The following is a 12,607-nucleotide window of genomic DNA, read 5'->3' on the forward strand; positions in this document are numbered from 1 at the left end:
TCAATCAGTTAAATGCAATGTATTTCCTTCAAATCTTGCCTTAAAACCTGTGGATAATCTTAGATTAGCAAGGAAGTCGTTAAGTTTGTCTCTTTCCATAATCCCGCTAACCTGATGGTTTGCTATTGACCTGTTATCAAAAACAAGTATAACTCCATACCACCTTAAAAATAAATCTTTTAATTCACCAAGCGACGTATGGTTCAAATAGAATGCTCCACGTCGCCATGAAGTTATTTCATCTGACTCAAACGATCTAAATGAAAAACCTGTTTCATCTGAATAAAGAGCTTGCATTCCAGGAGTTAATGCTGCAGTATTTTTACCCCTTGCTGTCAATTCTACGCTTCCTTCTAATAGTGATGTTTCTGTATTTTTAGTGTTATAAGTATTCACATTAAAATGCGTACCTTTCACCAATATATCTACATTTTTAGTGTGAACAACAAATGGATTTCTGACATTTTTAGTTACTTCAAAATAAGCTTCGCCTTCCAGGTAAACTTCGCGATAAAAACCTGAGAAAATAAAAGGGAATTTTAATTTAGTTACCGAATTGATCGAAACTTTAGTCCCATCAGGAAGTATGATCTCATAGTATTTCTTAGCTGGTACCGAAAGCTCATTAAATGCAGTCGCATTTTGTATGTTTCCGGAAAAAACGAGTTTTTTCCCAGTATTATTAAGTTTAACTGTACCAATAATTATTTGTTGAGGGCTTATCGTAGATAACTTAAACCGTTTACATCCTGCCACGGATAACAGAATTTCTTCTTTTTCCATATCAACTACATTGAAAATATGAGCTGATTTACGCTTGCTTACAGTATCCAAATTCAGGTATATTAGAAAAAGGGATATCATTAAAATTATTGAAGCAGCAGCAAAATAGTATTTCCAATTTACACTGTGTTCTGTAAAAGGGGTTAATTCAATATTTTTAAAAGTCTCAAGTTCTGAATTTACATCTATCGAATCAATTACTTTAGAAAGACCAATGGACTCATTTTCGGCTTCGAGTGACTCCCAATAATCTCGCGCATTCGGATCAATTTTCAACAATGCAAGTAACTTTTGTTCAACTTCTGGCTCTAATAAGCCTGTTATCTTTTCTAGATACAATTGCCTCATTTTTTTATAATCTGCTTCCATCTATATTAAATTCAGGATAAAGTCGAGTGACCTAATTTCCCTTTAGCTTTTTTCTCAATATTTTAAGACCTGATTTTAAATGCGTTTTAAGGGAATTAACACTTATCCCCATAGCCTGAGCTGCATCTACATATTTTTTATCCTGCATATAAACAAGCTTCAATGCTTCTCTTTTTTGGGCAGGTAACACTGCCATAGCGCTTTCCAAATTGATGTGAAGTTGCTCAGAAAAACCATTTTCATCCTCATTCTTTACTATAACTTCAACTAGCTGCGTTGGTCTTTTCTTATTTAATGTTGTTTTAGAATGATTATTGATACAGCGATTATGTATACTTTTGAAGAAATAACCTTTAGCGCTGCCCTGCAAATCCAAGTAAATTTTTCTCTCCCAAAGGTCAACAAAGAAATTCTGAACAATATCCTTAGCTTCGTTCTCATCTAAAAGCAATGAATATGCACTAGCCAAAAGCAGCTTATAGTACTTCACAAAAAGTAAGTCAAATGCTTTTTGATCACCAGCCCTTAACTGTTCTAACAAATAACTATCGGAGACTTTTTCCATTGTCTTCTCAACCAAAATATTTGGTTTATCCATCAATCCTACAGGTTATTTCAGCAAAACAGTTGATTATAACTTTCGTTTGGTTTACTAATACGAAGATACACTTTCTTATTAATTATAAATAGTTAATTACTTTTCTTTCTGTTAATTACCTTCTATAACTACTTTTATATAAGCTACTTTTTGTTGTCAGTCGTCAATTATACGTCGTTTTAGCTTAACTGTAACAATCCCGCTTTGCAATTATGCCTGCTTTTCAAACCGTCTTACCTACCGCCATTAAATTTTAATAAGTGCTAAGGGGCCTAGATGAGGTTATAACGCGGATAAATGCGCTTTTAATACTAGATTATATGTTGAATTTTTGAAGAATTAAACTAAAATTTAAAAGTATAAGAACAATGGCTGAAAATTTGATTTTAACAATAGTAAGGATATATACATTGGTTTGTAAAGGGCCTAGCTATTAAGAGTAATTAGTATTATAAACGATCAGGAGGTACTAAATAACAAACAAGATTACCTCAATTTAAAACTTTTAATTAGCCTAGATTTGTAAAAAGCTTGCCTATGATTCAGGCTTTCACCTTACATATAATCTCACTTACTATTTCTGATTCAAATTTTCCGCCAATATAGGCCTATTCTATTGAATACGTATACTGTGTACCGTTAGCATATTATTCTGCATAAGCTAAATTGTTGTTTGATGATTAGGTTGGCTCCTATACAAAAATTCCTTGTGTACTTACTAGCCGGTTTGTTACTATAGAAAATGCCATTCGTCTAATGCTTATCATTCCAATCGGATAGCACAAGTAGCAGGCTAAAACGTAGATATAACTAAGCTACTATCAGTCGAACGACTGCTTTATTGAGTTCTATTCGATTGTGAACCACTGTTAACTTAACTTGAAAAACGTTGCTAATCCACGTAGATTAGTACAGCGGTATGGTAAATTATAATTATTTGCTTCTGGGTAATAATCAGGCCGATCTACAACATTTAAACCAATTGTTGACCCAGGTTCCTCTCACGAATAAGATCCATTGCAGACATACTATTGGAGAAGCAATCGAGTTAATCCAGGCTAATCAGTATGATGTTGTATTTTTAGATACACATTTAGCCGACCAGTCTGGACTTAGCTGGTTTCACCAGTTACCCGCTCCTCCCGTAACTATCGTCATCAGTACTGATGCTCACTATGCGGTCGAATGTTTCGACTTACCTATTGCCGATTTCCTGCTTAAACCTATTACTTTGCCTCGATTATTTAGGGCTATTTTTCGGGCCCTGGCATCTCCGGTTAACCACAAAAAGCAGGACGCAAATCAATCAATCCTGCTCTATAGTGGACGAAAGTTACATAAATTCACTCTGGATGATCTGCTCTTTTTCGAAGCTTTTGGTGCAAGTACCAAAATCCATATGCCTGGACAAACAATCATTGTCAACTCACCCATTTCGGCCTTAGAAGCACAGTTGCCTGTCTGGCAATTTCAGCGAATACAAAAATCGTTTATCATTAATCTCACCAAAGTTTCTATGCTGGACGCTAAGGCAGTCTGGATTGAGAATACGCGGATTCCCATTGGCCTGCACTATCGTGAGTTTGTACGAGAGCTATTTCCCCTGGTTGTTAAAAAAGAATTATAGCGATGAGGGAATTTATCTAATTCGCAGGGTACAGCATTGAACAGGCTACAACTCAGGTATAATTTGCTCTTCACGTGCTAGTTCGACTAACAACTCTTATGAAAAAAAATACCTTCTATGTGCCCCTATGGGCACTGGTTTTGCTTTCCCTTTTTAATGCGTGTAACCCTACTACCACATCAACGCCAACCACTTCAGCAACATCTACTCTGCCCGAGCGTATTATGTTGAATACCGCTTATGGCACGCATGTCAGTCAAAAGTTGGACCTGTATTTACCCGCAAACCGGACGGCTGCTACTAAACTGGTGGTAATGATTCACGGCGGGGCTTGGATCGGCGGGGATAAAACGGAAATGAATAACCTGATAGCAGCCTTTAGAGCCAAGTGGCCTGATTGCGCAGTAGCCAATATCAATTATCGGCTGGCTAACAGTAATAATGTTCATAGTGAAGAGATCATGTCCGATATTAAAGCCGCGGTAAACTTCATAGCTACCAATAAAGTATCCTTCCAGATCTCGGATACAATGGGTATGGTAGGAGCTAGTGCAGGAGCCCAACTTGCCTTGTTATATACCTACACTCAGAACAACAATGACTATGTTAAATGTGTATCAGATCTATATGCCCCCTGCGTGATCGATGATTTGGATTGGTACAATAGTTTTAACGCTTTTCTTGGCCTCAAGATTAAAGATGTTCTTACCCAGTATAATGGATTTACCTGGGAAAAAAATGTGGCGCTTTATCATGCCAATAGCCCTTACACTCAATTGAATACGGAGGACAAACCGACGATAGTATTTCATGGCACGCTGGATATGATTGTACCCATTTACCAGAGCCAGTGGCTCAAGGCAAAATTAATAGCAAAGAAAGTACCTAATGAATATTACGAATATCTGGATGGCCATGGCTTTAGTGAGACTAATAATAAGGATAGTATGGCTAAAACGGTAGCCTTCTTTCAGCGCCATATGAAACTATAATCGAAATTGATGCTAATTAAATGGTGAGCATCAATTCACGATCTGGAGATTAAATCTACTGCCCTGACTCGCAACTAGTCGGTAACGGCCTGTGACGACTGTTTCTCAGCTATCGAATTTGATTCATAACCTTTTTAGAACTCCTTAGGAAGGAATTGGCGGCTTGTTTATCTTAACAAGAAGAGCATCGTAGCAATCTTAGAATCGCCCAAATCAGCCTTTTTGCCATTATCTACTACTGATCAGGTAATCACTTTAGCTCAGCGCCAACCAATGTCAGTTTTAAGCCTGCTATTCCAGAAGTCACGTGTTAAGAGACATGACTGAATTGATGTCTTATCCAACCACGGATAAATCGAGCTCGTGTTCATCAAACGATTAAGGATAAATACTTCCTTGACCCACACTCGCCCACTGTCATAAGCAAATTGCTATCCAATTGTAATTTATTTGCTTTTCCAGGTCAGCTTTCGCATGAGACGAGCGATGGTTTCATAGTGCTAAAAAGTATTTTCATACCATTTTCTATAGTTTATAGAAGCCTTAAAAGCTTAGCACATTTTTTTTCATCGCCAAGGCATACATCTTGATTAATACCCTCAGCGGACAGAATTTAATCAAAATCTATGACTATTTCTACTCACGGTACCACCATTTACTACTGCTTATCGATCAAGTGCGGTTAAGGAGTGCCTAGATGCCGATTTATGCCTGCTCTGACTATTAACGATGGTAGAGTCAGCGCTCTCCCTTGGTCACTTTTCATTCAGGAGCACTGAATTTTCAAACTGGCACGGACCCTTTAAGGCTACGGGCTGGCACTCCACTATTTACCCTGTAAGCATTTTTATTCACTGTAACTATGACGCTTCTCTATCACCTTCAGTTGATTTCCCTTCAGACCCAGGGAACGAAAATCCACTTGGATCAATCTTTGTTCCGATGGATCTTCAGGACTATTATTTTTTCTGTTGGTATGGTCTTAATAACTACTATAAAGCAGGAAACATATGCCCAGCTTCCTTTGGTCGAGGGGCAATCGATCGTTACCTGCGGTACTGGTGATGTATATACGATTAAGCCATCAAACCCTAATGATCCTGTAATCGGTATCAAGGATGTTAGAAGCCTTCCTTCAGCAAGCCCGGCTCCGTTTGAACCTAGTGCTTACATGGCTTCAGACTGGTTATATGGTACCGTAAATGACGCAACCGGCAGGACCGATAAACTGGGTACTGTTTTTGGCATTACTTATGATAAACAAAAAAATATCTATACAACCCACTATTCTGGATGGGGTGTATGGGCGACTGGTGGGGCCGCTGGGGCCGCAACGGTGAAAGCTTCTTATCCCCGTCCTACTGATGGTTTCTACCCCAAAGGTTCGGACAATCCAGGAAAAGGAGGACCAGGTGCTATTTATAAGATTGACGCAAACACAGAAGCCGTTACCGTATTGGCCACACTCCCTCAAAGTGCGTCCATTCCTTTATTTGACCCGGCAAGCTCAGTTGCTTGCTGTGGAGCGGGAACCCCGTTTACGGACCCTTACGGACGATCAACCGTCGTTTGGTACTATCATCAAACGAACAAAACAGGTCCGGGTCTAGGCAATATCGATTACGATTATATTCATAATCAACTATTTGTAACTAACCTTGAGGATGGCAAAATTTATCGTATCAGCACATCAGGCACCATTTTAAGCAATTTTGATCCAATGTCGGCTGATGATGGCCTTGCCGGTTATGCACCTTTGGGAGAAAGGATCTGGGGCATTGGCTATAATCATATTGATAACCGTGTATACTATGCGGTTTGGAATCAGGAGATCGGCTCTACCACCCAAAATACTATTCGCTCTGTCGCCCTGAATGCCTCGGGTGATTTTGTTGCGGGTAGTGATAAATTAGAAATTACTGTCCCATTTGTTAATGGTTATACGGCCCGAAATGGTGGTAATGGCACTGCCTGGGTGGCGGATCCAATCACAGACATTGAGTTTTCATCTGATGGCAAGATGCTCATGTCAGGAAAGTCAATGATATGGGATTGGGTAGAACGGGCACACTCTTCCCGGCCTTTGGAATATGTAAAAAGCGGATCCAGCTGGACACTGAACAAAGAGTTTTTTGTTGGCTCTTTTTTGACCCAAACCAATGCAGCTGGCGGAGTAGATTATGGGTATATGAACGGTATGGTGAATAGTGCCAATAAAGAGCAAATGATATGGGCATCGTCCAATGTTATCAGAACATCATTTGATAATGTAACGCCTGCACTTCCTGATTTTGATATTGTTTATGGGGCGCAGGGTGTTCCAATTAGCAGTACAGTTACAGAAGCCAACAAAACAGAGCAAGGCGTCATGGATGGCACCTGGAACTTCGACTATAATGGCGACTATCAATTAAACAATAAAGGATATATCGGCGATATCGATATATATTCTGATTTCCCTCCGGTCTGCGCCCTGAACACTACTGCTGTACCAACAACTTGTGCTCCCGCGACCAACCAATATAATATAAGTGGGACGGTAAGTCTGACTGCTGCTGTAGCCGGTACACTCACGATCAGTACTGGCGCTTCGGCCACAACGATAGCTGTCACTGCAGCTACAACATCGGTCAACTATACTCTCAATGGCCTCGTCTCCGATGGTCAGAGCCATACCGTGACGGCCAGCCTACCCGGCTGCTCGACCACGACCGCTACCTATACCGCCCCGGCATCGTGCACCTTAGCCCCGGTCTGCTCCATGAGTGCGGTGGCTACGCCGGGGCTCTGTGCTACGGCTACCAACGCCTACTCGGCAACGGCCCTCGTCACCCTGACCAACCCCACGCCCGGTGTGCTCACCGTCACCAACGGGGCCCAGAGTCTGACCTTCGCCACGACGGCTGTGAGCTCAGCTACCTTCACGGCGGTTTTCAACGGCCTCGTCTCCGATGGGCAGAGCCATACCGTCACGGCCAGCTTGCCCGGCTGCTCCACCACCACGGCCACCTATACCGCCCCGGCATCGTGCACCTTAGCCCCGGTCTGCTCCATGAGTGCGGTGGCTACGCCAGGGCTCTGCGCCACGGCTACCAACGCCTACTCAGCCACCGCTGTGGTGAAGCTGACCAACCCCACACCCGGTGTGCTCACCGTCACCAACGGGGCTCAGAGTCTGACCTTCGCCACGACGGCTGTGAGCTCAGCCACCTTCACGGCGGTCTTCAACGGCCTCGTCTCCGATGGGCAGAGCCATACCGTCACGGCTAGCCTACCCGGCTGTTCGACCACCACGGCCACCTATACCGCTCCGGCATCGTGCACCATAGCCCCGGTCTGCTCGATCACAGCGGTGGCTACGCCGGGGCTCTGCGCCACGGCCACCAACGCCTATTCGGCCACCGCTGTGGTGAAGCTGACCAACCCCACACCCGGTGTGCTCACCGTCACCAACGGGGCCCAGAGTCTGACCTTCGCCACGACGGCTGTGAGCTCAGCCACCTTCACGGCGGTCTTCAACGGCCTCGTCTCCGATGGGCAGAGCCATACCGTCACGGCTAGCCTACCCGGCTGTTCGACCACCACGGCCACCTATACCGCTCCGGCATCGTGCACCATAGCCCCGGTCTGCTCGATCACAGCGGTGGCTACGCCGGGGCTCTGCGCCACGGCCACCAACGCCTATTCGGCCACCGCTGTGGTGAAGCTGACCAACCCCACACCCGGTGTGCTCACCGTCACCAACGGGGCCCAGAGTCTGACCTTCGCCACGACGGCTGTGAGCTCAGCCACCTTCACGGCGGTCTTCAATGGACTCGTCTCCGATGGGCAGAGCCATACCGTCACGGCTAGCTTGCCCGGCTGTTCGACCACCACGGCCACCTATACCGCTCCGGCATCGTGCACCATAGCCCCGGTCTGCTCGATCACGGCGGTAGCTACGCCAGGGCTCTGCGCCACGGCTACCAACGCCTACTCAGCCACCGCTGTGGTCACGCTGGCTAACCCCACACCCGGTGTGCTCACCGTCACCAACGGGGCTCAGAGTCTGACCTTCGCCACGACGGCTGTGAGCTCAGCCACCTTCACGGCGGTCTTCAACGGCCTCGTCTCCGATGGGCAGAGTCATACCGTCACGGCTAGCCTGCCCGGCTGTTCGACCACGACCACGACCTATGTGGCCCCAGCATCGTGCACCATAGCCCCGGTCTGCTCGATCACAGCGGTGGCTACGCCGGGGCTCTGCGCCACGGCCACCAACGCCTATTCGGCCACCGCTGTGGTGAGGCTGACCAACCCCACACCCGGTGTGCTCACCGTCACCAATGGGACCCAGAGTCTGACCACCACCATTGCCAGCGGACTCGACAGCTTCTCCTTCACGGCGGTCTTCAACGGCCTCATCTCCGATGGGCAGAGTCATACCGTCACGGCTAGCCTGCCCGGCTGTTCGACCACGACCGCTACCTATACCGCCCCGGTATCGTGCACCATAGCCCCGGTCTGCTCGATGAGTGCGGTGGCTACACCGGGGCTCTGTGCTACGGCTACCAACGCCTACTCGGCAACGGCCCTCGTCACCCTGACCAACCTCACACCCGGTGTGCTCACCGTCACCAACGGGGCTCAGAGTCTGACCTTCGCCACGACGGCTGTGAGCTCAGCCACCTTCACGGCGGTTTTCAACGGCCTCGTCTCCGATGGGCAGAGTCATACCGTCACGGCTAGCTTGCCCGGCTGTTCGACCACCACGGCCACCTATACCGCTCCGGCATCGTGCACCATAGCCCCGGTCTGCTCGATCACGGCGGTAGCTACGCCAGGGCTCTGCGCCACGGCTACCAACGCCTACTCAGCCACCGCTGTGGTCACGCTGGCTAACCCCACACCCGGTGTGCTCACCGTCACCAACGGGGCTCAGAGTCTGACCTTCGCCACGACGGCTGTGAGCTCAGCCACCTTCACGGCGGTTTTCAACGGCCTCGTCTCCGATGGGCAGAGTCATACCGTCACGGCTAGCCTGCCCGGCTGTTCGACCACGACCACGACCTATGTGGCCCCAGCATCGTGCACCATAGCCCCGGTCTGCTCGATCACAGCGGTGGCTACGCCGGGGCTCTGCGCCACGGCCACCAACGCCTATTCGGCCACCGCTGTGGTGAGGCTGACCAACCCCACACCCGGTGTGCTCACCGTCACCAATGGGACCCAGAGTCTGACCACCACCATTGCCAGCGGACTCGACAGCTTCTCCTTCACGGCGGTCTTCAACGGCCTCATCTCCGATGGGCAGAGTCATACCGTCACGGCTAGCCTGCCCGGCTGTTCGACCACGACCACGACCTATGTGGCCCCAGCATCGTGCACCATAGCCCCGGTCTGCTCGATCACAGCGGTGGCTACGCCGGGGCTCTGCGCCACGGCCACCAACGCCTATTCGGCCACCGCTGTGGTGAGGCTGACCAACCCCACACCCGGTGTGCTCACCGTCACCAATGGGACCCAGAGTCTGACCACCACCATTGCCAGCGGACTCGACAGCTTCTCCTTCACGGCGGTCTTCAACGGCCTCATCTCCGATGGGCAGAGTCATACCGTCACGGCTAGCCTACCCGGCTGCTCGACCACGACCGCTACCTATACCGCCCCGGTATCGTGCACCATAGCCCCGGTCTGCTCGATGAGTGCGGTGGCTACACCGGGGCTCTGTGCCACGGCTACCAACGCCTACTCGGCAACGGCCCTCGTCACCCTGACCAACCTCACACCCGGTGTGCTCACCGTCACCAACGGGGCTCAGAGTCTGACCTTCGCCACGACGGCTGTGAGCTCAGCCACCTTCACGGCGGTTTTCAACGGCCTCGTCTCCGATGGGCAGAGTCATACCGTCACGGCTAGCTTGCCCGGTTGCTCCACCACCACGGCCACCTATACCGCCCCGGAATCCTGCACCCTAGCCCCGCCCTGTTCGATAAGTGCCCTGGTCACGGCCGGTAGTTGCGCCACGGCTACCAACGCCTACTCAGCCACCGCTGTGGTGAGGCTGACCAACCCCACGCCCGGTGTGCTCACCGTCACCAACGGGGCTCAGAGTCTGACCTTCGCCACGACGGCTGTGAGCTCAGCCACCTTCACGGCCACCTTCAACGGCCTCACCTCCGATGGGCAGAGCCATACCGTCACGGCCAGCCTACCCGGCTGTTCGACCACCACGGCCACCTATACCGCTCCTACTAGTTGCTCACTCGCACCGGCGCTGGCACTGATTATTACCCCTGGCACTTGCAATACAGCTACCAATCAGTATGTGGTCACGGGAAGCATCAGCCTCACAGCGACTTCCGCTGGCACCCTAACCATATCCGACGGTACGTCTACAACCACCGTTTCGGTAACGGCAAATCAGCCTTCGGTAACCTTCAATTTGGCTGGACTTCCCTCGGGAACAGGCAGTCACTCCCTGACGGTCAGCTATCTGGGTAAAATCTCCAGTGTTACCTACACAGCTCCATTGTCTTGTACAATAACACCACCTTGCTTACTCAACTTAGTGGTTGCCCCTGATGTTTGCAACACAGCTACTAACCAGTATAGTGTCAGAGGAACCATTTCGGCAACCAATACAATTGGCAGTCAACTGGTTACCATTACCGATGGCATTGTCAGCATGACTGCAACCCTCGTAGGCAATGAGCCAACCAGTTTCACCCTGAGCGGTTTAACCAGTAGTGGTACGTTGCATACCCTAACAGCTTCAGCAACGAACTGTGGCCTGACCAGCACCACTTACACCGCACCAGCTTCCTGCTCGGTAGCACCAACGGCCGGACTGGGTGACTTCGTCTGGAGTGATACCAACAAGAATGGCATTCAGGATGCGGGCGAAGCCCCCATCCCCAACGTAGTGGCGACCCTGTTCATCAATGGGGTCAGCTCGGCCACCACCCTGACCAATGCCACTGGCTTCTACTCCTTCACCGGACTCACACCCGGATCGAGTCTCTCCTACTCGGTAGGCTTCACCGCCCCCAACGGCTACACCGCCACGCTGGCCAATGTGGGCGATGACACCAAGGATTCGGATGCTGACCTTATTACCGGGAAAACTCAGGCCATCACCCTGACCGCGGGTGAGTTCAATCCGACTCTGGATGCGGGCTTCTCTGGAACTAACCCAGAGCTCAGTCTGGACAAACGGGTCGACAAGTCGAAAGCTACCCTCGGTGAGGTCCTCTCCTACAGCCTTGTGCTCACCAATACCGGCACCACGGTGGCTACCAATGTGGTCGTTCAGGACTCAACCTCTGCGGGCCTGAGCTACGTGCTCAATTCGGCCACCGCTCCGGTGGGCACTACCTTTACCCAGGGTACACCCATCAGCCACTGGACAATCGCCAGCCTCAATCCGGGCCAGAGTCTGACGCTTACCGTCCAGGCCAAAGCTGATAGCAGTGGTATCCTCTACAATACAGCCACGATTCCAGGGGATACGGCGAAAGTCTGTACATCGATCCCGGTCAAAATGTGCCTTGGTGATGAATACACCCTGACCGCACCTGTGGGACGACCCAGCTATCGATGGTTTAAGGATGGTATCCTTATCCAGGCTCAGTCTAGTAATGAGTTAGTTGTAAATGAACCGGGCTCATACAGTTTGGAGAGTGACAATACCGGGGGAATATGCCCTGATTTCTCGTGCTGCCCCTTCATTTTAGAACTCGATACTCTACCCGACTATCAGGCGGTAGCCGTAGCTGCGACCTGTCAGGGCAATACGCCCCAAAACAACGGACAAGTGGTGCTAAGCCAGTTCAATCCGAAACACACCTATCAGTATTCGCCAGGAGCCTCCTTTAACCCTGCGGCTTCGCTTTCGGGTCCGGCTCAGGTGATTCCAGCCAATGGCGTGCTTGCTAGCACACTGGCGAGTCCTGGGGTGGCAACCGCTTATACAGTGCGTGTCTACAACCAGTCAGGTTGTTACTCAGACATGACCGTATTATTGATGCCAACAGTATGTGATTGTCCGGCGGAGGTCTGTTTGCCGTACGTAATCAAACAAACCAAGCGTCCTGGACGCCTGGGAGATCAAAAGTAATCCATGAAGGAAGTAGACCCCTGAACTGCCCTTTCTGCTTACTCCAAATAGGTTGTTTTCTACGCTGAAAGAGTTTCCCTGACTAACCCTATAATCGCATCTGATCACCGGTTAGAAAGGGGGCTCTATCATCAATACGA

At 48.9% G+C, this 12,607-nt stretch carries 5 protein-coding genes; 3 read left to right on the forward strand and 2 right to left on the reverse strand.

Going from position 1 to position 12,607, the window contains the following annotated elements; genetic code table 11:
* On the reverse strand, positions 1–1,152 hold the full coding sequence (locus G8759_RS21815) for a FecR family protein (RefSeq protein WP_167212397.1): 1,152 nt from the start codon (positions 1,150–1,152) through the stop codon (positions 1–3).
* A gap of 31 nt (positions 1,153–1,183) precedes the next feature.
* Positions 1,184–1,750, reverse strand: coding sequence for an RNA polymerase sigma factor (locus G8759_RS21820; RefSeq protein ID WP_167212400.1), 567 nt, complete (start codon positions 1,748–1,750; stop codon positions 1,184–1,186).
* Positions 1,751–2,669: 919 nt separating this feature from the next.
* On the opposite strand from G8759_RS21820, the gene G8759_RS21825 reads away from it, so the two are divergent.
* The 3 genes from G8759_RS21825 to G8759_RS21835 all read left to right on the forward strand — a co-directional run bounded on the left by G8759_RS21825 (position 2,670) and on the right by G8759_RS21835 (position 12,467).
* Entirely contained in the window at positions 2,670–3,377 is a 708-nt protein-coding gene (locus G8759_RS21825) for a LytR/AlgR family response regulator transcription factor (RefSeq protein ID WP_167212403.1), read from the forward strand.
* A 98-nt stretch (positions 3,378–3,475) separates the two neighbouring features.
* A complete protein-coding gene (locus tag G8759_RS21830) occupies positions 3,476–4,369 on the forward strand; it encodes an alpha/beta hydrolase (RefSeq protein ID WP_167212406.1) in 894 nt (297 codons plus the stop codon).
* A gap of 976 nt (positions 4,370–5,345) precedes the next feature.
* Complete coding sequence (locus G8759_RS21835; protein ID WP_167212409.1) at positions 5,346–12,467, forward strand: SdrD B-like domain-containing protein; 7,122 nt, start codon at positions 5,346–5,348, stop codon at positions 12,465–12,467.
* Positions 12,468–12,607: the final 140 nt, after the last annotated feature.

It is taken from the genome of Spirosoma aureum, from assembly GCF_011604685.1.
In the GTDB taxonomy this organism is placed as follows: domain Bacteria; phylum Bacteroidota; class Bacteroidia; order Cytophagales; family Spirosomataceae; genus Spirosoma; species Spirosoma aureum.